This window comes from Acidianus sp. HS-5 (assembly GCF_021655615.1).
Classification (GTDB): Archaea; Thermoproteota; Thermoprotei_A; order Sulfolobales; family Sulfolobaceae; genus Acidianus.
On the sequence record NZ_AP025245.1, the window covers coordinates 828,082 to 852,965 of the forward strand.

Annotated in this window: 30 protein-coding genes and 1 pseudogene; 17 read left to right on the forward strand and 14 right to left on the reverse strand. The window is 37.1% G+C overall.

What is annotated here, in order from left to right:
- Nucleotides 1-100: 100 nt before the first annotated feature.
- The 3 genes from HS5_RS04385 to HS5_RS04395 are packed head-to-tail and all read left to right on the forward strand — an operon-like array spanning nucleotide 101 to nucleotide 2,046.
- A complete protein-coding gene (locus tag HS5_RS04385) occupies nucleotides 101-277 on the forward strand; it encodes a hypothetical protein (protein ID WP_236752951.1) in 177 nt (58 codons plus the stop codon).
- A 39-nt stretch (nucleotides 278-316) separates the two neighbouring features.
- A complete protein-coding gene (locus tag HS5_RS04390) occupies nucleotides 317-1,564 on the forward strand; it encodes a 3-isopropylmalate dehydratase large subunit (RefSeq protein WP_236752952.1) in 1,248 nt (415 codons plus the stop codon).
- Nucleotides 1,561-2,046, forward strand: a complete 486-nt coding sequence (locus HS5_RS04395) for a 3-isopropylmalate dehydratase small subunit (RefSeq protein ID WP_236752953.1) — start codon at nucleotides 1,561-1,563, stop codon at nucleotides 2,044-2,046. Before HS5_RS04390 ends, HS5_RS04395 begins: the two co-directional genes overlap by 4 nt.
- Here HS5_RS04395 and bluB read toward each other — a convergent pair.
- The 4 genes and pseudogenes from bluB to HS5_RS04415 all read right to left on the reverse strand — a co-directional run bounded on the left by bluB (nucleotide 2,043) and on the right by HS5_RS04415 (nucleotide 3,793).
- A pseudogene (gene bluB / locus HS5_RS04400) lies at nucleotides 2,043-2,700 on the reverse strand (5,6-dimethylbenzimidazole synthase). The gene HS5_RS04395 and the pseudogene bluB sit on opposite strands and share 4 nt — an antisense overlap.
- Before the next feature lie 30 nt (nucleotides 2,701-2,730).
- Complete coding sequence (locus tag HS5_RS04405; RefSeq protein ID WP_236752954.1) at nucleotides 2,731-3,036, reverse strand: PaREP1 family protein; 306 nt, start codon at nucleotides 3,034-3,036, stop codon at nucleotides 2,731-2,733.
- A complete protein-coding gene (locus HS5_RS04410) occupies nucleotides 3,026-3,373 on the reverse strand; it encodes a PaREP1 family protein (RefSeq protein WP_236752955.1) in 348 nt (115 codons plus the stop codon). The genes HS5_RS04405 and HS5_RS04410 overlap by 11 nt, the downstream gene beginning before the upstream one ends.
- Nucleotides 3,374-3,412: 39 nt before the next feature.
- Nucleotides 3,413-3,793, reverse strand: a complete 381-nt coding sequence (locus HS5_RS04415; protein ID WP_236752956.1) for a DUF123 domain-containing protein — start codon at nucleotides 3,791-3,793, stop codon at nucleotides 3,413-3,415.
- 13 nt (nucleotides 3,794-3,806) lie between these two features.
- Here HS5_RS04415 and HS5_RS04420 point away from each other — a divergent pair, with 13 nt between their 5' ends.
- A complete protein-coding gene (locus HS5_RS04420) occupies nucleotides 3,807-4,142 on the forward strand; it encodes a hypothetical protein (RefSeq protein WP_236752957.1) in 336 nt (111 codons plus the stop codon).
- 39 nt (nucleotides 4,143-4,181) lie between these two features.
- On the opposite strand, the gene HS5_RS04425 is transcribed toward HS5_RS04420, so the two are convergent.
- Nucleotides 4,182-6,068: a peptide-N4-asparagine amidase gene (locus tag HS5_RS04425; RefSeq protein WP_236752958.1), complete on the reverse strand. Its 1,887-nt coding sequence runs from the start codon at nucleotides 6,066-6,068 to the stop codon at nucleotides 4,182-4,184.
- A complete protein-coding gene (locus HS5_RS04430) occupies nucleotides 6,061-10,086 on the reverse strand; it encodes a protease pro-enzyme activation domain-containing protein (RefSeq protein ID WP_236752959.1) in 4,026 nt (1,341 codons plus the stop codon). The genes HS5_RS04425 and HS5_RS04430 overlap by 8 nt, the downstream gene beginning before the upstream one ends.
- 116 nt (nucleotides 10,087-10,202) lie before the next feature.
- Here HS5_RS04430 and HS5_RS04435 point away from each other — a divergent pair, with 116 nt between their 5' ends.
- The 4 genes from HS5_RS04435 (at nucleotide 10,203) to HS5_RS04450 (ending at nucleotide 12,996) form a co-directional block, all read left to right on the forward strand.
- Nucleotides 10,203-10,946 carry an exodeoxyribonuclease III gene (locus tag HS5_RS04435; protein ID WP_236752960.1) on the forward strand — a complete coding sequence of 248 codons (744 nt, stop codon included), beginning with the start codon at nucleotides 10,203-10,205 and terminating at the stop codon, nucleotides 10,944-10,946.
- Nucleotides 10,947-10,978: 32 nt separating this feature from the next.
- Nucleotides 10,979-11,335: a NifB/NifX family molybdenum-iron cluster-binding protein gene (locus HS5_RS04440; protein WP_236752961.1), complete on the forward strand. Its 357-nt coding sequence runs from the start codon at nucleotides 10,979-10,981 to the stop codon at nucleotides 11,333-11,335.
- Nucleotides 11,336-11,382: 47 nt separating this feature from the next.
- Complete coding sequence (locus HS5_RS04445; RefSeq protein ID WP_236752962.1) at nucleotides 11,383-11,730, forward strand: DsrE family protein; 348 nt, start codon at nucleotides 11,383-11,385, stop codon at nucleotides 11,728-11,730.
- 78 nt (nucleotides 11,731-11,808) lie between these two features.
- Nucleotides 11,809-12,996 (forward strand): alanine--glyoxylate aminotransferase family protein, encoded by a 1,188-nt coding sequence (locus HS5_RS04450; protein ID WP_236752963.1) that lies wholly within the window; start codon nucleotides 11,809-11,811, stop codon nucleotides 12,994-12,996.
- On the opposite strand, the gene HS5_RS04455 is transcribed toward HS5_RS04450, so the two are convergent.
- Nucleotides 12,942-14,012, reverse strand: coding sequence for an alkaline phosphatase family protein (locus HS5_RS04455; RefSeq protein ID WP_236752964.1), 1,071 nt, complete (start codon nucleotides 14,010-14,012; stop codon nucleotides 12,942-12,944). The genes HS5_RS04450 and HS5_RS04455 overlap by 55 nt on opposite strands.
- A 74-nt stretch (nucleotides 14,013-14,086) precedes the next feature.
- Here HS5_RS04455 and HS5_RS04460 point away from each other — a divergent pair, with 74 nt between their 5' ends.
- The gene (locus tag HS5_RS04460) at nucleotides 14,087-14,851 is read left to right on the forward strand and encodes a DUF973 family protein (RefSeq protein ID WP_236752965.1); all 765 of its coding nucleotides are present in this window, start codon (nucleotides 14,087-14,089) and stop codon (nucleotides 14,849-14,851) included.
- A 32-nt stretch (nucleotides 14,852-14,883) separates the two neighbouring features.
- Nucleotides 14,884-15,891 (forward strand): AIR synthase family protein, encoded by a 1,008-nt coding sequence (locus tag HS5_RS04465; protein WP_236752966.1) that lies wholly within the window; start codon nucleotides 14,884-14,886, stop codon nucleotides 15,889-15,891.
- Here HS5_RS04465 and nadC read toward each other — a convergent pair.
- From nadC to crn1, 5 genes are read right to left on the reverse strand one after another with little or no spacing between them, the layout of a single operon-like run.
- A complete protein-coding gene (gene nadC / locus HS5_RS04470) occupies nucleotides 15,888-16,721 on the reverse strand; it encodes a carboxylating nicotinate-nucleotide diphosphorylase (protein ID WP_236752967.1) in 834 nt (277 codons plus the stop codon). The genes HS5_RS04465 and nadC overlap by 4 nt on opposite strands.
- Complete coding sequence (locus HS5_RS04475; RefSeq protein WP_236752968.1) at nucleotides 16,722-17,288, reverse strand: GMP synthase subunit A; 567 nt, start codon at nucleotides 17,286-17,288, stop codon at nucleotides 16,722-16,724.
- 24 nt (nucleotides 17,289-17,312) lie between these two features.
- Nucleotides 17,313-17,936, reverse strand: coding sequence for a DUF3834 domain-containing protein (locus HS5_RS04480; RefSeq protein WP_236752969.1), 624 nt, complete (start codon nucleotides 17,934-17,936; stop codon nucleotides 17,313-17,315).
- A 22-nt stretch (nucleotides 17,937-17,958) separates the two neighbouring features.
- Entirely contained in the window at nucleotides 17,959-18,618 is a 660-nt protein-coding gene (tenA, locus tag HS5_RS04485) for a thiaminase II (protein ID WP_236752970.1), read from the reverse strand.
- Nucleotides 18,619-18,638: 20 nt separating this feature from the next.
- Nucleotides 18,639-19,175, reverse strand: coding sequence for a CRISPR-associated ring nuclease Crn1 (gene crn1, locus HS5_RS04490; protein WP_236752971.1), 537 nt, complete (start codon nucleotides 19,173-19,175; stop codon nucleotides 18,639-18,641).
- A 95-nt stretch (nucleotides 19,176-19,270) separates the two neighbouring features.
- On the opposite strand from crn1, the gene HS5_RS04495 reads away from it, so the two are divergent.
- Together HS5_RS04495 and HS5_RS04500 are read left to right on the forward strand one after the other, a co-directional pair.
- Nucleotides 19,271-19,528 (forward strand): VapB-type antitoxin, encoded by a 258-nt coding sequence (locus HS5_RS04495; RefSeq protein WP_236752972.1) that lies wholly within the window; start codon nucleotides 19,271-19,273, stop codon nucleotides 19,526-19,528.
- A complete protein-coding gene (locus HS5_RS04500) occupies nucleotides 19,518-19,937 on the forward strand; it encodes a PIN domain-containing protein (protein WP_236752973.1) in 420 nt (139 codons plus the stop codon). Before HS5_RS04495 ends, HS5_RS04500 begins: the two co-directional genes overlap by 11 nt.
- Here HS5_RS04500 and HS5_RS04505 read toward each other — a convergent pair.
- A complete protein-coding gene (locus HS5_RS04505) occupies nucleotides 19,934-20,713 on the reverse strand; it encodes a KaiC domain-containing protein (RefSeq protein WP_236752974.1) in 780 nt (259 codons plus the stop codon). The genes HS5_RS04500 and HS5_RS04505 overlap by 4 nt on opposite strands.
- 109 nt (nucleotides 20,714-20,822) lie before the next feature.
- On the opposite strand from HS5_RS04505, the gene HS5_RS04510 reads away from it, so the two are divergent.
- The 5 genes from HS5_RS04510 (at nucleotide 20,823) to HS5_RS04530 (ending at nucleotide 24,207) form a co-directional block, all read left to right on the forward strand.
- Nucleotides 20,823-21,296, forward strand: a complete 474-nt coding sequence (locus HS5_RS04510; protein ID WP_236752975.1) for a dual specificity protein phosphatase family protein — start codon at nucleotides 20,823-20,825, stop codon at nucleotides 21,294-21,296.
- Nucleotides 21,268-21,882, forward strand: a complete 615-nt coding sequence (locus HS5_RS04515) for an endonuclease V (protein ID WP_236752976.1) — start codon at nucleotides 21,268-21,270, stop codon at nucleotides 21,880-21,882. The genes HS5_RS04510 and HS5_RS04515 overlap by 29 nt, the downstream gene beginning before the upstream one ends.
- A 6-nt stretch (nucleotides 21,883-21,888) precedes the next feature.
- Nucleotides 21,889-22,485: an isochorismatase family cysteine hydrolase gene (locus HS5_RS04520; protein ID WP_236752977.1), complete on the forward strand. Its 597-nt coding sequence runs from the start codon at nucleotides 21,889-21,891 to the stop codon at nucleotides 22,483-22,485.
- A gap of 16 nt (nucleotides 22,486-22,501) precedes the next feature.
- Nucleotides 22,502-23,479, forward strand: a complete 978-nt coding sequence (locus HS5_RS04525; RefSeq protein WP_236752978.1) for a DHHA1 domain-containing protein — start codon at nucleotides 22,502-22,504, stop codon at nucleotides 23,477-23,479.
- An 80-nt stretch (nucleotides 23,480-23,559) separates the two neighbouring features.
- Complete coding sequence (locus tag HS5_RS04530) at nucleotides 23,560-24,207, forward strand: peroxiredoxin (RefSeq protein ID WP_236752979.1); 648 nt, start codon at nucleotides 23,560-23,562, stop codon at nucleotides 24,205-24,207.
- 16 nt (nucleotides 24,208-24,223) lie between these two features.
- Here HS5_RS04530 and HS5_RS04535 read toward each other — a convergent pair whose 3' ends face one another.
- Nucleotides 24,224-24,868, reverse strand: coding sequence for a metallophosphoesterase (locus HS5_RS04535; protein ID WP_236752980.1), 645 nt, complete (start codon nucleotides 24,866-24,868; stop codon nucleotides 24,224-24,226).
- Between the last annotated feature and the right edge of the window lie 16 nt (nucleotides 24,869-24,884).

Genomic DNA, 24,884 nt, shown 5'->3' on the forward strand with positions numbered 1-24,884 from the left:
TATACGCTTTCGTTAGAAGATTTTTTATAAAAATTCCCCAATTTTTCTCAGGTAACATTACGGAAAAATCCTTATAACGAAAAAGGCAAAGCCTTAAACCATGGCAAGAAAAATGTGTCCAATATGTAAAAAGGTTGTTGAAGAGAAGATCATAAAAGAAGGAGATGTAATATCAAAAGTCTGCCCAGAGTGCGGATATGTCTTTATTTCCTACCAGAAAGGTAAGGGAGTTTTAGTACTTAATAACATCAAATTATCCGAAACTCGAACTGTTTAATAATTAAAACTTATTTTCCTCTTCACTCTATTGGAAACTATGCCTCAAACTCTTACAGAGAAAATTCTTAGTAGAGCTTCAGGAAAAGAAGTTTCTCCAGGAGATGTAGTAGAAGCAAAGACGGATATTGTAGCCTTCCATGACTTAACAGGGTACCACGTAATAGAAGTAATGGAAAAAGCTGGAATAGAAAAAATATTCGATAAGAGCAAAATAGTAGTAGCCTTCGACCATTTAGCGCCTCCTCCTGATATAAGGAGTGCCGAAATACAAGGTATAATAAGGAAATTCGTAAAGAAGACAGGGTTACCAAACTTCCACGACATCAACTTCGGAATAATGCATGAAGTTTTACTGGAAAAATATGCATTACCAGGTCAAGTTATAGTCGCGGCAGACAGCCACACAACAACTTCAGGAGCAGTAGGAGCTTTTGCTCAAGGTATGGGTGCATCAGACATTGCGGCAGCAGTGATAACAGGGAAAACTTGGCTAGTTGTTCCTACACCTTTTAAGGTTGAGTTAAAAGGATCACCGGGAAAGTGGATTACGGGAAAAGACGTTGCATTGAAATTATTGCAGGAATTTAAGGCAGACTACTTTAACGGAATGTCTATAGAAGTTTATGTAGATAATCCCTCTGCATTTCCCATGGATTACAGGGCAACAGTATCAAACATGGGAATAGAAATGAACGCTGACGCATTAATGTTCATCCCAGACGAGGAGACGGTAAATTACATAAAGAATATGAGAGAACAAGAGCCTGCATTAATTACTCCAGATAAGGAAGCAAAGTACTCTGATGAGTACACAATAGAGTTGAATAAACTAGAACCACTAGTTGCTGCACCTTACAGTGTAGACAACGTGAAAGCAGTTACAGAAGTTGAAGGAAAAGAAGTAGATCAAGTATTCATAGGCTCATGCACTAACGGAAGGCTAAGCGATATAGAGATTGCGGCAAAAATTCTGAAAGGGAAGAAAGTAAAAACTAGGTGTATAGCAATTCCAGCATCTTATGAAATGTTCAAGAGGGCAATGAACTTAGGTTATATAGAGACCTTGGTAAATGCTGGTTGTATAGTAACTTACGGAACTTGTGGACCTTGCTTAGGAGGTCACTTCGGAGTTGCAGGCCCAGGAGAGACGATTGTCTCTACAAGTAATAGAAATTTCAGAGGGAGAATGGGTAGTAATGACTCTCAAGTTTATTTAGCAAACCCAGCAGTTGCAGCTATAACTGCAGCCGAAGGAAAAATAACTGACCCGAGGTCGATAGCATGATAGTTGAAGGAAAAGTTATGAAATTCGGAGATAAGATTGATACAGACGTTATAATCCCTGCTAGATACCTAAAGTACACGGATCCACAGTATTTAGCTCAACATGCGATGGAGCCCTTAGATCCTGAGTTTTACAAGAAAGCCTCTGCAGGAGTAGTAATAGTTGCAGGAAAAGTTTTCGGAATGGGTTCATCCAGAGAACAAGCAGCAATAGCATTAAAGGGAGCGGGAGTTAAGGCAATAATAGCTGAGAGCTTTGCCAGAATATTTTACAGGAATGCAATAAATAACGGTTTACCTGTCATTACGTTAAAAGACGCACCGAAGCTGATAGACGAAGGTGAAATAGTGAAAATAAACGTTGAGACTGGAGAAATAGAAGTAAACGGAAGAAAATACCAAGGTAAGGGAATAAGTGGAATGGCTTTAGAAATTCTAAAATCAGGAGGAATAATGGAGTACTTAAAGGCGGGGAGTTTCTAAATCCTTGCTGAGTTCAATTTTTCCGCAAATTTTTCGTTAGGTTTATTTCCCCATTTATTATCAAAGACGACCTCCGATAAAGGTAACCTGAAATTCCAACCTTTTTCCTCAAGTTCCGGCTTTTCTGGAAATCTTGTTACGTAACCTAATGCTAAGTATGCTATAAATTCAACCTCTGGAGGTATTCCTAGTATTTCTTTTATCTTATTCTTGTCAAGAAAGCTTACCCATCCCATTCCTAAATTTTCTGCCCTTGCGGCTAACCAAAGGTTTTCTATCGCTAAAACCGTACTGTAATTACATGTTTCCGGCATAGTTATTCTTCCCAGGACGTGAGGACCGAACCTTGAAGGGTCACAAGTAACTGCAATATTTACTGGAGCCTCCATTATTCCTTCTATCTTAATAGTGTCGAAGAGCTTCCTCATCAAGGAGTTCTCTATACCTTTCCCTCTGCCTTTCAGCTTCTTCCTTAACTTTTCTTTTTATATTCTCATCTTTAATTATGATAAAATTCCAAGGCTGAGAATAGCCTACAGAAGGACCTAAATGTGCTGCCAACAGTATCTTAGCTAAAACCTCGTCTGGTATTGAATCCGGTTTAAAGTAACTCCTTATGTCTCTTCTGCCTTTAATTGCCTCATAGATATCCATATGGTTAGCTTAACCAGAAGGTTAAAAATTTTAATGAAAATGAAGAATTTCCTCTATTCTTTTAACATCTTTTACAAAAATTCTTACTTCATTCTCGTTCATGATATAGTTGTGGAAGCAATCTACGTGTAACTTCCAAGCAGATCTCCATACATCTCTTAAACAAGGAAATTTTTTAGACTGCTTAAATAAGTCTTTTGAATCCCATCTTTGTAAGTTAAGTTTAGATAGATATTTTACAAGATCCTCTGCGGCTTTATAATATTTCTCACAAGCTTGAACAACATCACCCTTCTCCAAAAGATCATCAGCCTCTTCCAAGTATTTAAGAATCATTTCTTTTGTCGGCGAGATATACAATGTTTTTCACATCTTTCATATATTCCTCTACAAGCTCTTTATCCATGTATTCTCTAGCAGTTAGGAACATTATTGCAGTAGCCCAATACTTTACTATTTCCTCACCTAAAAACTTGGAAAGTAAATAAACAGCATTCTCTAATGATACAGGATCTCTATTTTTTATTTCAATTTTATATCCATAAGAAAGTATAATTATTGCTTCTTCAGCTGCTTTATAATACTTCTCACAAGCTTGAACAACATCACCCTTCTCCAAAAGATCACCAGCCTCTTCCAAGTAAACATCTGCAGAAGTCTTAGGTTTTAGCATCAATATTAAATTACCTCTGGAGTTAAAAGGAATTCTATACTATATCTTACAGTCAGCAAGTCTCCTAATTACTTCTTCCACAGTTATACAAAATAAGTGAGTAAAAGACTCTTTATCATCTGTATTACCAAAGCCTCCTATCCCTGGAAGATATGCAAGTGTTCTCACTATCTCTTTCTCAGGAATAGGTAAAATTAGAACACCTAGAGGAGTACACGTAGACGAAAGATAATCAACATGCCAGTGCTTTTTCTCCTTCTTTTCTGACATATGCCTTGATATCCTCTTATCGCAATGAACTCCGCAAGATCCTACGTATGCATAATACCCCTTCTTTAGTCTAAATTCCTTTTTTCCTACCTCAAGATTTACGTCATCTTGACAGTAAAAGAATGCCACATAACCTTTATACTTTCCCACATAATGTCAATTTATGAAAAGAGTTTTAAGAATTCCTAGGTTTACAAAAGACGGAAAACCTAAAACCCTTGAATTGCTAGTAGACTCTGCTTCAATTAACGATAAAGGATTTGCACAAGAGGCTAAATTTCTCCTAGTAATAGGAGACGGAAACAATAGAGTAGCCTTTCAGTTGTCTACTGCTGAAGCTTCCTTACTTTATCATAGGTTGAGATATGCGTTAGATGAAGCTTCAAAAGAGTATATAGAAATGGAGGAGAAAAGCAAGAAGAATTACGTAGAAAAGAAAAGTGGAGGAAGTAAAAAATCGGAAGAAGAAGATTTCTCTGATTTAATGGACGAAGAGTAAGAAAATAGGTAAAAAATCAATTTAAAAAATAAATTAACTTTAAATCCTTTCTAATATCTTGTAGGTTACTAATCTTAATACGTTCATAATTACTTGGGATGAAGGAGGATCTGTCGGGTCAATACTGCTAAATGATTGCTTAACGTAAACATAGTAGCCGTTAAGATTTACAGTACTGTTCTGTAGTCCTTCAGCAGAGAAACTCTCTTCAAATCCTTTACCGTTGACGAGCCAGATTGAAGTTAAGTTCTTTGTGCTCATCTCATAGTTTGAAGTTAGTGAAACTAAGACAGCTCCTCCATAACTGTTTATAACCTCAATAACCCCGCCAAACCCTCCTATGCTATACAGACTTTCTGTAGTATTAACTTCATGGCAATAATCTCCGAAAGTCCACTTCATGTAATAATCTAGTCCTAACGATATTGTTCCATTCTGTTCGTAGGATAAATTAAATGGAATAACATGAGGATTAGTAATTGGTACTTCAATGAAATCATAATTTAGAGTAATTGGATAGTTAACGTTATAACATAGTGTAGCATTGTACATTCCACTTTCTACGGCTTTTTCATTGAACTTCTCGTCTAGGATTGCTTGCTCATAAATGGAACTTAACTTCTGTCTTGCACAATATACTCCCTTTTGAATTACTTGAGAGTTTTCAATACCGTATTCAAACTTTAATTGAGCTGCATAGTCTAAATAGTAGTGTCCATTCTCCAAGTAACATTCCCCGAAGAATGCCGAGAAGAACATTGGGCCGGAATCCATGAACTCGTGTTTTACTACTGTCATCTTTCCACAGATTAACGGATTGCTCTCGTTTACCCACAGCATTATAACTCCCGCAATATCCCAATCGTGGGCCATTGAATGTGTTATTTGGTATGCTGTAAATAAGTTATAAACACAGACTGTTATGTTAGCCTCGTCACCTAAAGCCAGAAACGGCGTTAGGTCAATTATATAAGGTGAATGGAAAGATAACGTATTTATTGAAGTTAATGGCTTCCAATAGAATAAATCTATTCCCCCAGTATATATAGTCTCGTAAGGATTTACTACTCCTGCCAACATGTTATCATAGTAAACTTGAATAGGTCTAGTTGCGGGTTCACATGTATACCAGAACTCGTCATCTCCTCCTCCTTTTTCGTAAATTAATCCCATCATCCTGTAAGTCCCGTTAGGTATCTGAATTTCTTGAGTCCTAGAAGGCATCCCTGGATTAAGTATAACATAAGAGTAATTATAGCAAATATGCTCACAACTTGCATTCACGAATATTGGTATGAACCCATTAGGTAATCCCTGCGGCTTCTGTCCAGGATATAAGTACAGCGTTACATTCATTTCGTATAGACCAGTAATTCCTACCTTTGCGTCGTAATAATTCTGTATTACAAGTTCGAAAGTTACGTTACCTTGTAATAAGTTCTCGAATAGAGTAACATCAGCTTCAGATGTTGAATTATTAATTTCTTGAGTGGATCCCCAGAATAACGGTATGCCATTAGCGTAAATGTAAGCACATCTATCATATTGAGTACCGTTAAATTCTCTTATTGTAACATTAAGTATTTCTAAACTGTAATTTCCAGGTGGTATGTAAGCTCTTACGTAATATGGCTTAAGTCCGGTATCGTTAAATATTAGATCATTAGCTATTGTTACAGTTACTGGAGTCACGTTAGGAGGTACTATATGATAAGCCTCAAAAGAGTAGAAAGCCGGATCCTCTGTAAAAGGAGTTAATGAACTTGCTACTGTCAGATTTAAAGGTGACATTGGTCTATAGAGTTCCCTATTGTTAGCTGTAGTATACGGACTATTATCGTATGCTATACTTGGAGTTACTAACGAGAGTACAAGAACAAAAAATACGAAGGAGGAAATTATTAATGAAATTAAACCTTTATTCACGTTTACCACCCCTAACTAAGAGAAGAACTATGGCCACTATTGCCAAGATTATGCCTACTACACCTAGAATTTCACCATCTGTCGCTGAGGAGGATGCGGAACCAATTCTTCCAGCTTGCGAGGATAGTTGACTGCTCTCTGAAGATAACGTAGATGATAGAGAGGAGAGAGAGCTGGCTTGCGAGGATACTTGACTGGATAACGACTTCTGCTGTGAGGACAAGCTAGATACGCTCTGTGATTGCACTACCTCATGATACGAGTTAAATACTACTGTAGTTAAGTTATAACTGAGTCCGTCGTATACTTCTATAGTAACATAATAAACTCCAGATGGTTTAGTACTTGCATTAAATGGAACTGAAACTGATATCCCTGTTGATGTGGGAGTTGATGTGAATGTTATTGGCTCTCCATTAATAAGTACTCCTATTACCTTTAGATCCTGTCCAGAGATGTTAAAGGTTACAGTTGCAGATGATGTAGTTATGTTAACTGGATAGTAGCTAACTATAGTTGGAGTAGGCAAGTTAGACAATTTAGTAACGTTTATGTAAGAAACTCCTTCCATGCTTACCTTACTAGAAGTAATATTGAAAGCATAAGCAGAGTCTTCAATAACTGTAGATATTAAAGTCGCATTAGAATTCACTAAGTTCAAGGCGTCATTGGTAGGCCCTACAGTATCTTGTATTAAGCTCAGAGAAGATGAGCTTGCCGTAATTGAGAATACTGTAGACTTCTCTACAGTTACTGTCGATCCAGTTGCACACAGGGAACCTATTATTGAACACCTAACTATAAGTCCTTGAATTCCTTCAACCTTGATCTTCGGACTATATACTCCTTGTAATATGTAGTTTGTACCGTTGAATATTAGCAGAGGAACATTACTTGCATTGGTAGGAGTAATTATCTGAGTCCCAACGTAAGTGTATTTCAAGACATCAAAATATGAATAACTGCTTATCACGTTCTCCCCGCTAGCAGAGGTACCTTCAACTATAACGTCCCAGAAACCAGATAAGCTTTGTTCTGGAAAACCTTTGTATATTGTACATTGTTCAGTAAGTATTGAAGGAATCTGGTATACTGCCTCCCATTCTCCAAGAGTTGAATTATACTGCATAGAAATACCAGTGTCAAATTCTATGCATATTTGCCTATAGTTTTCTTGTGCTGGAATAAATCCTGCTGTGAATTCTCCAAACTTTACTTCAGTACCGTTAGTATATGTTATATTTGCAAGGACTTTAACATATTGTCCTTCATAAACTTCTGATACACTCTTAACGTGATAAGATAACGTTGAGTTACTTATATAAATGAAGGTAGTGAAGTTACCATAGCTTGGACCGAATATTGTAGATAAGCAGGAAGTAACAACAACTTTGTAGTAGCCTGGGGTCACGTTATCAGGAATTGTAATATTAGCTATATGATATCCGAATAAGTTGTAAATCCCTAGTATCGTTTTATCTGGAGCTAAAGTCATTGGGGCTTTAGCTACTACTTGGCCGTTTAAGGAGATTAGTTCAGCATAGGCTTTTGCAGTGAATATTCCTTGATCACAAGGATTATACATGTAACCTAATACTGTGATATTCTCCCCTGGAGAGGCTGAGGTCATTCCATCATTTATTGGAGGAATTACTGCTCCATAAACTACCAGCCCGAAGTACTCCCACTCGTATGCAGAACCGAAAGTGTTGTTGGCCTTAATGACGTAAGTCCCTTGAGGTTGAGGATACAACAATGTTAAAGTTCCCTTATAATCTCCATTATGTCCGCTATACACTAATGACGATACCGAAACAACTTTACCGTGGTATATCATTGTCATTGTAACTGTAGTATTTGTAACCGGCATGCCCAGAGGATTATAAACACATACGCAGAATGAGACCGGAGCATTTACTGGAATTATACCTTCTGGTGGCGCAATAATATTGAAAGAGTATCCTACATCAACGTCTACTTGTGATACTCCATACATTCCTCCTGAAGTGCCGTTAACTACCACAGTCCAGCAGTTTGGAGTATCTCCTTTAGTTATAGTGAAGTTTCCTACCCAATAAGTTCCGTTATATATTAACGTCACGTTATCTAGGTATCCTTTAAGAGTATACACATACGCAGTAAATGATCCAGTAGTGACTGGTGTGCCGTTTGGATAACTTATGTCTGCAACTATATTGAATGTAGTGCAATAACAATACCAGGGCATACTAAATCCTGGCTCACAAGTTGTTAACGAAATTTCTAACTCTGGGTGGGCGTTCAAATACCCCTTAACTGCTTCTTCTAACATACCCACATTTGGACTTCCTACTCCAGTGACTAGGTTGTATCCTGCATGTACTGAGTATTTACCATTAAATCCTTGAGTTATCTCATGGAATGCTTCTTGATATAATGTAGAATTTTCATATATCGCATAAAGTAGAGGAGCGGCCAAGCCTAAAGGCTTTCCTAGATAAGAATCGATATCAGCTATCACTCCTCCCCACAACTGAGTAGACAAGCTAGTACCTCCTATTACTTCTTCAGTTCCAAGAACTATGGTTGTAAAACCAGTATAAGGATTAGCATCTGCAGAAACATCTGGTATAGTCCTAACGTCTGATGAAGTAATATGTCTCTGCCAATATGGAGATGGGAAGAACGTGCTATAGCCACCATCTGAGGATACGGTAGAAGTTCCTAATTCTTCATATTGTGGCAATACGCTCCAAGCATTCTCATAGCCGTAAACTGCGGTAGAATTCATTGCGGACACATAACCGGAGGTTATTTGTGGATACAGTGAAGTGCCACCTACAGAAAGAACGAATGGCGATGAAGAGGGGAATGAAACTCCTCCATATGTAGTATAAGTCCCAGCATACGCTCCACTATCTCCAGAGGCCGCTATAAACGTTATTCCCTCAGCAGTGCCTAACTCAAAGTAATAGTTTACTAGAGGATAATTGACTATTGGTGTTCCTTCGTAGAAGGCATAAAATCCGCTGTCACTAAATTCGTTCTCAGGAGCTCCGAAGCTCATATCTACAACTTGTGCATTACCTGCAGAATCTATGTATATTATTGCTTGGAGAATATCACAGAACGCACATCCGTGAGACAAAACAAGGTCTATATGAGCATAAGGGGCCATAGAATGTACTGCCTCTACGTCTAGAGCAGTCTCTTCATACCAGCCCGTAAATAATCCTTCAAGTGGGAAATAAGGACCTACGGGGATAATAGTTAAGTTCGCAGGAGGCAAGTGAAACTCTTGATCGAATTGCTGTACATCTTCACATATTAGTGGATCTCCCCATGCGTCAATAATTGCCACAGTAACGTTTTTGCCCTCAGGACCTGTAACGTTATAAGCTCCTTCAAAATCCTGCGGAGTATACATTGTAAAAGCGAAATTCAAGCCTAAGGGAACTTGCCTTGATGAGTTAGTAGGCTTTAATACGCCGTTAACAAGTTTTCCTAAGACTAAATATTGAGGACTTGCAGTAGTATAATTAGTTAAACCGCCTATTAATAAATCATGTAAAGTTGAAGGAATAACCGGATTATTATTTGGTTTGTAGAATATTTCTTGACCATCTTTATACAAGTAAAGTTGAGTGCTGAATAACGCATCAACCTTACCGGCCGGTGCCTCAGCCATTAAGGAAAATGGAGTTGTAAACACTACATTAAACCCGTTTGATTGCAAATAAGAAGAAATTTCGTTAATCCTCTGTTGATTTCCGAATTCCTTTATTATTTGTTGTCTACTTAAATGTACTTGACCGTGAAATTCTTCTTGCATTAGGAATAGAAATTCATTCATATTTTTTGGCGGTAAAAATATATTAACATAAATAGGAGTATTTGCAGGAAGAGACCTTATAGGAGTTCCACCGATATTTGGAGCAATATAACAGCTGGAAGGTTGCGAGTAAGCTATTCCTTCTACTGCCATTATACTGCCTAAAAACATCATAAAAACTAATATGAAGACCGAAATACTTTTCATATACATATTGAACAAATATAACTTTTTAAACATTGTGTTTATAAACAATATAAATCCTTAAATTGATGTAAAAGAAGAAAGAAGGTATTTAATATTTAGATAATAAGTCTTTCAGCATGAGGATAATCTCTTGGAACGTTAATGGGCTGAAAGCTATTATGAACAAGGGTTTCGTGGATACAATAAAAGGTTTTGATGCCGACGTTCTTATGTTTCAAGAAATAAAAACTGATGTAATCCCCTTAGATCTTCAAGCTTTAGGTTATGGAATTTTTGTCTTTCCTGCAGAGAGAAAGGGATACAGCGGAACAATGACAATGAGTAGAATTCATCCTATTTCAGTATCTTACGGAATTGGAAAGAAAGAATACGACAGCGAAGGAAGGACGATTATCCTAGAATTCCCTGAGTTTTATGTAATCAACACATACTTCCCAAATGCGGGAGAAGGGTTAAAGAGGTTAGATTTTAAACTTGCATTTAACAAGGATTTTGAAAAGTTCATTTTATCCCTCAAAAAACCTTGTATAATTTGTGGAGACTTCAACGTTGCTCATCAAGAAATAGACATTGCGAGACCTAAAGATAACGTAAATCATGCTGGATTTACTCCTCAAGAGAGGGAATGGTTTTCTCACTTTTTATCCTTAGGTTTTGTAGATACATATAGAATGTTCGTGAAAGAGGGAGGGCATTATAGCTGGTGGTCTTATAGGTTCCACGCTAGAGAAAAGAACATAGGCTGGAGGATAGACTACTGTGTGACTTCAGAGAAATTAAGAGATAGAATAATTAAGGCAGATATCCTGGAGAAAGTAATGGGTTCAGATCATGCTCCTATCTTACTGGAAATACGATAAACTTTAATATCCGATATCGAAATCGATAATTAATGAGAATAGCTATTCCGACAACTAACGGAAGGGTAGACGGCCCAGGAGAAGGAGAAGACGTACTGATTTATGAGATTAACGGAGATGATATAAAGCTTGTTGAAAAATACGAGAATCCTGCACTAAAAGCTACTGCAGCTAGAGGAGCACGCATGTTAAAATCCGCTCTAGACAAAGGAGTTAATGCGGTAATAGTAGCTGAAATAGGTCCTCCGGGAGTTAGATTACTTAAAGGTAAAGCAAAAATATACTTAGCTGAAGGATTGACCGTTGAGGAGGCACTTGAGAAATTCAAGAGAGGAGAACTTCAGGAAACTGATAAGCCTACGCACGAAGAACACCATCACGAGTTTTAAAAGTTTTTATACGTTAAACTTTTTTTACTCTAAAATAGTTCTATCATATGGCAAAAATCTTCGTTATTTCAACTGCAGGAAAAGATGATATTAACAGAGCAATGATGGCAATGAATTTTGCATTGGGAGCAAGGAAAAATGCAGGAGCGACGGTAGCTTTGATGTTCTTAGGGAGAGGAGTTGAAACTTTACTAAGAGAAGCAGGAAATGCAGCACAAATGAAGAAAGTAATAGAGGACATGGTTAATGCTGGGATAGACGTGAGTTACTGCGGAATTTCGCTGAAGAACATGGGTTTAAATAAGGATTTAATATTCGACGGAATAAAAGAAGTAATGGGTGGAGTAGAGACTGCTAAGAGAATCGACGAAGGATACTCAGTAGTAAGCTTCTGATGAGGAACTCAGCTCACTCAGAAATGATGAAGAAAGCTAAACTACTGATTTTTTAATCTTGGTTTTCTCATTTTCTTTATGACTAGAAAAATTTTAATGCATGTTGGTCCCGAAACAATAGATTACGACGTACTTTTAGGTGGAATTAAAGGAGATGTAGGTTTTACATCAAAGGAATTCGTAGATGCATTGTCTTATTCCCTAAAGTTTTTGAGAAAATTAATGGGAGTAAGCGAAAAATATCAACCTTTTATAATCCCTGGAGGAGGAACTTCCGCAATGGAAAGCGTAACTTCACTCCTAAGAAAAGGAGACAAAGTTCTTGTAGTATCAAATGGAGTCTTCGGTAACCGTTGGATAGACATATTTTCCAGATATCCCGTCACAGTAAAATCAATAAGGGCAAAAGCAGGGTATTACATCAAACCTGAAGAAGTAGAAGAGGAAATAAAGAGAGAGCATTATAACCTAGTAGCAATGACTCATGTTGAGACAAGTACTGGAGTTAAGGAACCTATTCAGGAGGTTATTAAAAGGATAAGGGACTATGCAGACTTAATAGTTGTTGATGGAGTTGCAAGTGTAGGAGGAGAAGAAGTTAAGGCTGAAGACTGGAAGGCTGATGTGTTTTTAACAGCCAGCCAAAAAGCTATAGGTACTCCTCCTGGAGCAGGATTACTAGTGCTCTCAGAGAACGCAATTAATAAGCTAAGTGATGAAAGCGTTGCAGGTTATTACCTTAATCTAAAGAATTGGTTGGGAGTAATGCAATCAATGGAGAAAAGTAAGGCTTCATACTTCTCTACCCTACCCGTTCACCTGATTTTAATGATAAGGAAAGCGTTCGAGCTAATAGAAGCTGAAGGAATTGAAAATAGGATTAAAAGACATGAGATTGTATCCTCTGCAGTGAGGAAAGGAATTGAAGCTCTAGGTTTAGAAATAGTTGCAAAAACTCCGGAAGCTTATAGTAATACCGTGACAGGAGTAATGTTAAAGAAAGCAAATCCCAACGACGTACTTTCACAGTCTCTCGCTGAGGGAATAGAACTTGCACCAGGAGTTCATCCCGACTTAGCAGGAAAATATTTCAGAATAGGACATATGGGATGGGTTAATGTTAACGATGTGATTTCAACAATAGCCGTAATTGAGAGAGTTTTAAGCAGACTTGGAGAGCCAATCAATTTTGGAGAAGGAGTTAAGGCGGTTCAAGAATACCTCAATAGCGGTATTTCCATTTCCTCCTCTAACATTGCTCCGTGATGTCCCTTATGACCTGCGTAGCCGCCTTTATACCTATATACGTAGACCTTCCTATCGGTAGGTACTCCTAAATAATCCGCATGAATATCCAGATTTTCCCCTTTTTCTCCTAATAATCCTAATTCCTTAACCTCATCAAGCGTAAATACTTTAAAGTTTGGATACTTCTCCTCCATATACCTAAGATCTTTCCTGCTCTTCATGAATACTGCCCTTGCATCACCGAATGGAGGAGAATCTAGGTAAGAAACAAGACCTTTATCCTCATCTAGCATTATTGCGGTATCTGTTTGTATAAACCCATGATCTGCAGTTATTATCACGTCATATCCTTTTGGAATGTCTCTTAAAATCATTGAAATAATATCTTTCGTTGCGCGCAAAGTGGGTTCTGCATAAGGACCGTATCTGTGTGCTGTTAAATCAACGTCAGGAATGTAAAGTGTAATGAAATTTACTCCTTTTTCCGCAAAGATTTTTGCCTTATATATTCCGTCCCAAAGAGTTCTATACTCCTCAACATTTGTGTAAAGTGTCTTTGTGAATTCACTACCTGCAATACATTTAGGCAAAATTGATGCAGATTTCTTACCCTTTTCTCTGGCTTTCTTTCCTATACTCTTTAAATTAAATGCGTCCTCCATGCTTCCTAAAGCCTTTTTAAGCAGATCGACTTCGGAAGTTTCTGGCATGGTATATTTTAGTGCATTTATTACCCCTATTTTGTCGACGTAAGTAGTGTAACCTAGTATCTTATGCTCTGCAGGTTTTTTTGCTGTCATTAGCGTAGTTAATGCTGTTGCAGTAGTTGAAGGAAAAACTGTGTAAATTTTATCAAACTTTATTCCTTCAGTTGCGGACTTTAAGATATTGTAACCCATTCCGTCAACAAGTACTAAAAATATTTTATCTGATAGTGTAATATTTGAGCAACTTTCCTTATCTCCAATTAACGAATTCTCTATACTGCATGCAACGTTATATAGGTTGTTCCTTGTGTAATCTGGATATATCATTTTACTCTAAAGTGTCTACGTTCATTATTAAATCATGCTAAACGTTTTTTAGTTAAGACTAAATATTTTCATAAATGGAGAAATCACCAGAAAGCAAGCTAAAAACTGTAGCAATATTACTTTCGTTATCTACTGGAGTGTATTACATATCTTATGTACTTGTTTTCTATTTCGTTTATGTAATAAAATACAATTTCTTTGTCGAAATGATTTTTCCTGGGCTTTTAGCAGTATCTTTAATAGCGTTATTTCCAATAGGTTTCCTAACAAGAGGACTAAGAAATACTAATTTCAACATAGGGTACTTAATGTATGTTGCAGGAATTATTCTTTTTGAATTCATACCAATTCCTTTCCTAATATTTTTAGGAAATTTCTTCTTGGGAATAGCTTACAGAGATATAGGCAGACTAGAGAAAAATAGAAATCTTGAAAAAGCTGGCTGGGTAGCTTCAGTTCCTTTTGCCTCTTTTATAGGCTTTTCCTTATGTTATGTATATTATAAATCTCCAGAAGAAGTTGAAAAGGAGGAAGAAATGAGAAGAGAAATGGAGGAAATTAAACCTTCTCCCGTACCTTATCAGATAGGTATAGGAAAGCTGAACAGTAACGGAGACTTTGAGTTCTCATTTTATTCTCCTAGAGAAGATAAGATAATAGGCGTAAAATTTGATGATAAAATTGTAAACACGGAGATCCCAGTAAAAACTGGCAAAAATATAGTAAAAGGAAAAGTTGAAATTGACCCCTTAAAGATGGTTGCGGGGAATCTTTATAATATTACCGTGACTTTTACTAACGGAGAGACTTTTACTGCAGTTCTCCAATACTCTCCATAGTACTTTTTAATCTTCTGCCATTAATCCCTTTTATGCTAGGAAAAATAGATAGAAAAACATTCGACGAAGTAATTTACCCCCACTTAGGGGAAATTCATAAGGAAGTCATAATCCCGCCAATGAACGGAGTTGATACCGGAGCTATAGAAATAGACGAGAAAAGAGTAATGGTAGTTAAAACAGATCCCGTCTTTATAGTTCCTCAATTTGGGCTTAGAAAAGCAGCTTGGTTTGCAGTGCATATTTTAGCAAGCGATGTGATGACTTCGGGTATTCCGCCCAGGTATGCAATGATAGACCTAAATTTACCTCCTTCCATGACTGACGAGGAATTTAAAGAAATGTGGATAGGAATGCACGAGGCAATGAAGGAAATAGGAGTAATGGTAACTGCAGGTCACACGGGGAGATATGAAGGAGTTAATTATCCTATGCTAGGAGGATTCTCAATGATAGGCATAGGAGAAAAGGATAAGTTAGGTTCTCCTTATAAAGTAAGGGAAGGAGATTTAGTTATAGTAACTAAGGGACCTGCTATTGAAGCAACAGCTCTTCTGGTTAACTTATACCCTGAGTATTTTAAGGAAAAATTGCCTGCAGACGTATTCAAGGAAGCTTACGATATGTATTGGAAAATGAGCTGTTGGAAGGACGGATTAATAGCTAGCAAAATAGGAATCCATTTAATGCACGATGCAACTGAAGGAGGATTATGGAATGCATTAGTTGAAGTTTCGGAAGTTACTAAAAAGAGAATAAGAATCCTTGAAGATAAGCTATTCATTAATAGGGCAGTAAAGGAAGTAACATCGCTAGTCAATATAGACCCTTGGATTTCAATAAGCGAAGGAACGATGGTAATACTAACCGATAAGCCTGAAGTTAAAGATGCACTAATGAGAGAAGGATTTGAAGCTGAAATAATAGGAAAAGTCGAGGAGGGAGAGGAAGGAGTTTACTTAGGTAGTAAGAAAATAGAAAGACCTAAAGAAGATCCGTTCTGGAGGGCATTCTTCGACTTGCAAAAGAAGGTGTCCTAACGCAGAAGCTCTACATCCATTGAGAAGTCCAGCGCCCTTGATGAGTGAGTAACGTAACCACTAGAAATTATATCAACTCCAGTCTTCGCATAGCTCTTAACGTTATCAAGATTTATCCTTCCTGACGCCTCAAGTATTACCTTACCTTTAAGCTCTAAAACTACTTCAGCAATCTCATTAACGCTCATATTATCTAAAAGTATTGCGTCAACTCCTGCCTTATACGCCTTAATTGCATCCTCATAACTGGAGACTTCGATTTCAATCTTCTTAGTAAAACTTGCAATCTGTCTAGCCATTTTTACTGCTTTCTCTATACTGCCTATAATAGTCAAGTGATTATCCTTAATCAGCACAGCGTCAGACAAGTTAAACCTATGCGGATCTCCGCCTCCTACTTCTATCGCATACTTCTCAAAAACTCTTAAGCCGGGAGTAGTTTTTCTAGTTCCCGCAATCCTTACTGTGGGATTAACCTCCCTAGCAAGTTTCACCATGGTATATGTAGCAGTAGCAATCCCTGAAAGCTTTCCCAAGATATTTAGTATTAACCTCTCTACGGATAAAGACTTATCAGCATCTCCTTCAAAAATAATTAAGTTATCTCCTTTTTTAACACCCTTACCGTCAGCTTCTGAAGATTTAACCTCAAATTCCAAGTATTTAAGGAACGGAATAATGAACCTATTACCCGCAAGTATTCCTTCATCCTTAGACCTCACATAAGATCTGATTCTATATCCCTCAACAATTCTGCTTGTTAAATCTTCTGGATAATAATCCTCTTCTAGAAACTGCATTAGCCTTGAAATGAAAATTTGCTCTATCATTTACTTTTTACATACAGCCAAGTAATTCTTAAATATCTCTATTCCGTTCTCTGTGTGCTTAACCTCTGGATGAAACTGAACTCCAAATATTGAGGAATCCTTATTAACCATTGCTTCAATCTTTGCGCTTTCACTGTGAGCAATTATAGAAAAACCGGGGGGAACTTCCTTAACTTCATCGTTGTGACTTTCCCATGCATTAAACTCATTCTTTAAGCCTTGTAAGATAGTGTCGTGGTCCTCAACAGATATTCTTGCTAATCCGAATTCAGGCATGTTGGCTTTACCTACTTTTCCACCTAAAACGTAAGCTAAAAGTTGATGGCCTAAGCATATACCTAACTTTGGCACACTGAGATCTTTAACGAATAGTGGGGAATTACCCATCTTTTTAATTTCCTCCTCGACAGAGTAAGGACCTCCGCTGAATACCATACAGTCGAACTTCTTCACGTACTCTAGGTCGGCATTAATATTTACTACCTCCACGTCTACGCCTAGGTATTTCAAGTTTTTTAATATAAGATGATTATATTGACCACCGTAATAAACCAGCCCTACTTTCACGCGTTATTTTAAAACTTCGAATAATTAAGCTTTTCTAAATACATAAGGTTTCTCCAATCTTTGAACCTTGAACTCAGAATTCTCGAAGATACTCTGAATAAACAAGGAAGGTCTATAGATAGGCAAATTATCAGCTACATACTCAGAAGTTCCTTCAGGGTCTTCTTTAAATAGATCTATTCCTTCCTTGTATGCGCTCTCAAAATCCTCATTTAACCCTTCTGCACCACAAATGCCAGGTAAATTAAAGTCCTTTGCTAAAAGGAGGTCCTCAAAATAAAGTCCGTCCCTGCTAACTGCAGTTGTTACAACAGCAGAGTCTACCTTACCTTCCTTGTAGAGCTTGTAAACTTCTGCTGGGTCGTCAGTAAATACAACTTCAGCCGAATGATTGTAAAGCTTAAGTACTAAATCTAAAAGCATGTGATTTGCACTTCCCTTCTTCCAAACAGCAATCCTTTTACCCAAAGAGGGAGTTATTACCAACATCCTAGAAACCAAAACGTAGTCAGTCCTTTCTAGAAGTGGGATTGCATTAAGTTTAACTTCTCCGTCTCCTTCAAAAACTACCTTAACGTCTTTCCTCTTCATTGTCGATGCTATTATTGGGTAAGAAACTGGACCGGGAGGAGTTAAAACAGTTACCATTATTTAAAATAAAAAGGAAAGTTTAAAAATTAAATGGAAACTTTTCTAGCTTATATGCAGAATCCCAGAACATGTATTCCATTATCGAGGTAATCCTAAAAGTTCTTATTGCAGTTACATCCTCTTCTGGAGTTAATTTGAAAGAATTCACAATTTCTATGACAGCTCTAACTCCTTTTTCATACTCCTCTCCTCCGTAAGTTTTAATCCACCTATCGTAAAGGGGATTTGGAGAACCCTTCTTTAATAGCTCCTTTCCTACCTCCATATAAATCCAATAACAAGGTAAAACAGCGCTTACAGCCTCAAAGTACGGTTTATAAAGTACAGTTGATAAAAGGAACGAAGTATAAAGCAGATTAGTGGGCGACGGAATTAGTTTAGCCCTTTCCTCTTCGCTTATGTTCCAAGTGCTCATGAAGAAATTATGTAACTCTCCTTCTACTCTCATTATGCTCTGGAGATGGGAAGAGAATAACATTGATTCATCCCGCTTTTCAGCCTTAGCTGAAATAATTGCTAATGCCCTAGAAAATTCCCTCAAATAAAGGTAATCTTGAAGAATATAATATTTGAATTTCTCTTCTGCTAAAGAGCCATCAACTAACCCTTTAATAAAAGGGTGAGAAAGGATAGCGTTATAAATGTCGTTTATAGCATTCCACATCTTTTCAGTTAACATTTGCTAATCCCTCGGTCGTCTTATATTAATACTATAGTTCTAGCATCTTTAGATATTAATTCGCAAAATATTTCCTTATTAACGCATTTGCCTTTTCCTGCTTCCTCTATCTCCTCTTCTTTCAATTTCTTTATTAAACTCTGTATTCTGTTATATTCGTTTTGAGGAATAATAGTTGTAACTACGTAAGCAGAATTCCTTATTGCACTTATTGCGGCTGCAACGCTCATAGCTTTCCTACCTCCAGTAAAGTCAACGTAGTCGCCTTTCGATATTTTACCTTGTAATCCTTTTCTGAAAATCTCGTAATCCTCCTTTGTTGCAATATCATTTATAGGAAGAGGAATATCAGTAATCTCAACGTCTTTACCGCCACAACAAACAAATATTGCCTTTACCAGCTTCCAAGCTAATTCAACTGCCTTATCAGAAGTTCGTATTATGTAGACTTCCTTAATATCTATCGGCTCACCACCGTAATTTCCAGACTTCAAATTCATATAAGTTTCAAAAACTCCTCCTGGGGAAGTTCCTAAGGTAGCTACTAACTTTACCATAACATAGAATGATGAGAAGAACAATAAAAATTCTGGCGGTATAGTGGTAGGGATGGTGGGAAGACTTATTTAGAGGAATGTAATAAGTACTATGCATGATAGGTGAGATTTTCGTAAAGAGAGCTGACGATAAGGGTAGGATTCTTATATCTGGTTTTAAAGGAAAAGATGTTTATATAATAGATTTAGGTTCTGGATATTTTATAACCGACAGTAAAGAAGTTGCAGAAGTTGTGTCAAGACATGCTTCTAAAGCATTTAGTGATGAGTTTCTAAAACTGGTGGAAGAGCTTTTCCCTGAAGAAGTTGAGGAGATCGTAGAAAAGGAGGTCGTAAACAAGGTTGAGCAGTGAGAAAGAAGAGGAGAAGAATGAGGAAATATATCTTATCGATACTGATATTCTATTTTCTAAGAAATATTTAAATTTTAGAGAAAAGAAGTATAGAATAACAAGTATAACATTATACGAATTTATAGTGATTATAAGAAACAAATATATAGAAATGATGAAGAAGGGATATAAACATAGAGCAGAAGGCTATCTAAATTTCCTAAAACTAATAAAGAATGAAATAAAAAATTCCGTGGTTGATGTTAATAAGGATGATATTTTGAAATCAATTAACTTAATATTCGAGAGAGAAATCAATGTAGGGGACGCGATAAATGTTGAGATTGCTAGAAAAATTAATGCATTAATTGTGAGTAACGACAAGGATTACAGCAGGGTAAAGGATTTAGTAAAGGTAATAACACCTTAACTCTGGAATTCATCTTTACTTGCTTCCTTTATCTTATCCATTACTTTCTTAGGCAATGCGTAATCCTCCTTCCTCTCTTGAACCTTTCCTAGGAGGACTATTCCCTTTCCTGGAACTATATCAATTTCCCAAACATACTTATCGTGATTAGTCTGCCTCATTTTCTCTATTAGCACGTAACGGTGAAGCATTCCGTCCTTAACTACTCTCCTAAACCTTATTATACCGTCAGCAACGTGTTCAACTCCAAAACCAAAAGCTTGAGAAGTAGTTATTGCATATTGAGAAGTAGCTACTATGGTGAACTTCCATTTATAAAGGACTCTCTTTAAGTAATAACTTATTTTCCTTGCCATTGCGGGCTTATCTAAGAAGAAAGCTGAAACGGAGTCTATAACTAACCTAGCTCTACCGTAACCTAACTTCTGCTTTGCAGCAATTACTTTCTTAACCATTTCTTCTGGAGTTACCTCTTCTAAAGACCACTCATCCTCCTTCTCCTTCATGAGCGCATCAATTATTATTAACTTCTTATCAAGGTAACTCTCCACATCCCAGTTGAACTGCTTTGCTTGTCTTAATATGGAATCCCTACTTTCTTCTGTAGTCACATAGATGCCTATGTCACCTTCTTTCAATCCCTCATGAATAAAACTGAGGGAAAAGATAGTCTTTCCAGTTCCTGGCTCTCCTGTTGCTGCGACGAAGAATCCTTGAGGTATACCTCCCTCTATTAGCTTATCGAAGTCTGGTATTCCTGTTGACAACCTAGCCATAAGTTAAATTTGATTTTAGAAAATAAAACTCTAGAAGACCGCGAGCGTTTTATATTAGAAAATCAAGTGTATTTTAGATGAAGAACAGCGGATCTTCTGAGTGATAAAAATGTATTGGGTGAGGAGAGGCATCATAGGCGGATCCTGCTTACCTTATAGTGTAGATGAAATAAAGAAGTGGAAGGCAAGCGGAGTTAAGAAAGTTGTTATTCTACCGGAAGACTGGGAAATTGAGGAAGCTTGGGGTAGCGTAGATTATTATTTCTCAGTCCTAGAGGAGAACGGATTAAAGTTCATTCATGTTCCTATTACCGACGGATACCCACCTACAGAGAAACAATTTGAGGAGATTATGGAATGGTTAGAAGGAGGAGGAAACTTAGTCCATTGTGTTGGAGGAATAGGAAGGACTGGAACTGTACTAGCAGGTTATTTAATGATAACTGAAGGATTAAATGCAAATGAAGCCGTTGAAGATGTCAGGAAATATAGGAGCGGAGCAGTTCAGACGCTTCAACAATTTGAGTTCTTACTCTCATTAGAAGGTAAGGCTAATGTGGGAAAAAGAAGATTACCTACTTAAATTCCTTATACTCTTCCAAAGGTTAATAGCAAAAAACGTGAATTTAACTCACTTAGGCCTAGAAAATGTAAAGACGTTATGTGCAGTAGACGTAGCTTACGATAAAGATGAAGGTTACGCAGTTGCGGTTAAGCAAAGCGACGGTAAAATAGAATATAAAGTAACAAAAGGAAAAGTTACTTTCCCCTATATTCCAGGATTTTTATTCATGAGAGAAGCACCTATAATGATTAAGGCAATAGAAGGATATCAATGCGATTTATTGCTTGTTGACGGTCATGGTCTAGCACACCCAAGGAAGAGTGGAATAGCTACAGTAATTGGAGTACTCCTAGATACTCCTACAATGGGAATTGCTAAATCTAGACTTGCAGGAGACATAGTTGAAGAGAATGGGATATCTTACGTTGTTATTAATGGAGAAAAAGTTGGAGTAAAAGCAGGAAAGTATTTTTACAGTCCGGGAAATAGGGTCGACCTTCAAGACGCTATAGAAATGTCTAAGCGTAGCTATCCAGAGATCCTTAAGATAGCTGATAAACTTTCTAAGCAGGCGAAAAAGGATAAAAACATGAGTTCGGATTAATAAAATATGGTAGAAGTACCTAAAATTCCAGAAGAAAAAGAGATTGAACTTAACCCTCACGATACTGCGCTTCTAATAGTCGATATGCAGAATGATTTCTTAAGAAAAGATGGCAAACTTCCTGTTCCTACTGCTGAAGGAACTATACAGCCCATAAAAGATCTCATAAGAAAAGCAAGAGATTCTTCAACTCTGGTTATTTATACTCAAGACTGGCACATGAAGGACGACCCAGAGTTTAAAATATGGGGAGAACATGCACTAGCTGGAACTTGGGGAGCCGAAATCGTTGACGAACTAAAGCCGGAAAAGGACGACTTCCTAATAAAGAAATATAGGTATGATGCATTTTTCGAGACTCCTCTGGATTACATTCTTAGGGTCAAAGGAATAAAGAACTTAGTAATAACTGGCACTGTTGCAAATATCTGCGTTTTACACACTGCAGGCAGTGCTGCACTTAGATGGTATAACGTTATAATGCCTAAAGACGGAGTTTCAGCAATAACTGACTTTGATTACTATGCTACACTTAGACAAGTAGATTTTCTCTACAAAGGAAAGATAACAACTTCTACCGGAATAAAGCTTAATACTAAATAAAAGTAATTTTAAGCAAATGGATTACTATTCAATAGTTCATAACGACTTTGACGGAACTGCTTCTGCAGCAGTTTATGCTAGAGCAGTAAAGTCTTTACCTAAGAATGTTTGGTTTACTGAGCCTACTAAAGTTCACATGTTACTAAATAAATTAGAGCCTAGAGGAGTATATAACATAATGATAGCAGACCTTGGACTTAATGAAAGCACTTTTGATAAAATTGTTGAAAGTTGTAAGAATTTGATAGACCAAGGAGTAAAAATACAGTGGTTCGACCATCATGTTTGGAAAGATGAATGGAAGTCAAAGCTTTCAGAAATTGGAGTAGAAGTTCATCACGATACTTCAACTTGCGGTGCAGGAGTAGTTCACAAGGTAATGAACCCTGACGATGAATTCTCCTCAAAACTTGCTTCAGCAGATTGCTCAGTGGATATTTGGCTTCATGACGACCCTATGGGAGAAAAGCTCAGAAGAATAGTTGAAAGCAATAAGGATTATGGGTGGAAGAAGAGGCTAATAGAGACCTTTTATAACGGAGTACTATGGAACGACGAATTTCAGAAAATGCTGGAAGATCAAATAGATCAAGAATTAAAGGGTTATCAAAAACTTCCTAAATATTATCGTGTAATAGAGGTTAACGGAGTGAAAGTTGTCGTGGCAATAAGGTGGCATGGGCCTCCAGATATAAGTTACGCTGCACAATACTTAATGACTCGGACTGGAGCTAAGGTCTTTGTTTCTGCAAACGGTAAAGCTGTTTCTTTCAGGAGTTCAACAATAAATGTAAGGCTCTTTGCCGCTAAATTAGGCGGTGGGGGACATCCTTTAGCTGCAGGGGCTTCTTTGAAGATTCCTTTAATTTACAGAATATTAAGGAGAATTGGATTAATATCCCCTGCAAACAGATGGGTTTGTAACGTAGTAACTAAGGTAATAAACGATGTTGGATTTAAAGAGTACCAACAAAAGGATATTACTCAACACTGAGGTTAAAAAATCTTTATACTTAAAACTGAAAAAGAAGTGTTTTAAAATAGTTATAACTACTATTTTATAGTGAATCTAAAATGGTGAAAGTATACCAAAAGTTCCCTGATACTCAAGTATTAACAACAAAAGGACCAATAGACTTCTATAAAGACATCTTTGGGAAAGGAAAATGGTTATTCTTATATGCACATCCAGCAGACTTCACACCAGTTTGCACAACAGAGTTCGCAGCATTCGCACAAGCACAGCCAGAATTTGAGAAACTAGGAGTACAGTTAATGGGATTAAGCGTTGACAGCATTTATTCACACATTGCTTGGTTAAACGATATTGAGCAGAGATACGGTGTAAAGATAAACTTCCCAGTAATAGCAGATCCAGACAAGAAATTAGCAAGAATGTTAGATCTAGTTGATGAGAACTCTGGAGTAACAGTCAGAGGAGTCTTCATTGTTGACCCAGAAGGAACAATAAGATTCTTAGCACAATACCCAATAGAAGCAGGAAGAAAGATAGAAGAAATGTTAAGGATAACAAAGGCTGTAATAGTCGCATACAAGGCAAAGGTAGCAACACCAGTAAACTGGGAGCCAGGACAGGACGTAGTAATGGGAGCACCTACTACATTAGACGAAGCAGAATTAAGAATGAAGATGCCGAACGCAAAAGCATGGTACTTAGTATTCAAGAAGTACGACGAATTACCCGCAAATCAGAGATTATAAACTAAATAATTTTTTCTCATATTTCTATAATTACGAATTTTTTGTTTGCAGGTAACGCTACATTATAAACCTTCGTATCATTTATTTTAGCAAAAGTTACTTTAGCGTAATGTGCATGACCATGAATTGCCAAATTAGGCTTACACTGTAGTTCTTCTACCAGATCATCTCCTAATCCTGGGTAAGCAGAAGGTCTTTCACCGTAAACCGTTTTGTAAGTTGAAGCATAATGGGTAAGGAGAATTTTAAATCCTGAAGAGGAGCAGAGCATTTCTTCAATTTTCTTCTTTCTGTTAGCATAAAATTCTTCGTTTATCCCTTTCATTTTCTGCCACATTGTAGGTTCCCTTATTACTCCTTCACTGCCTATAATACTTAAATCTCCAAATTCTTTCTTCTCATCGTCTAACCACATTACTTCCGGATATTTTTCCTTATATTTTTCTCGTTCTTCTCTAAAGTCTTCGTTACCGAAAACTGCTATCACTTGAAACTTTTTTAATGCATTATAAACTGGATCAAAATGCATAAATTTTCCCCTATCTGCAAGATCTCCTGCTAGTAATACTAAATCAACATGTTGTGGGAGATATCTTAATGCTATGAAGAAATCATTGAGATACCTAGGTGAGTGAATATCCGAAGTAGCAGCTATGAGCATGTTTAAATAATTGGAT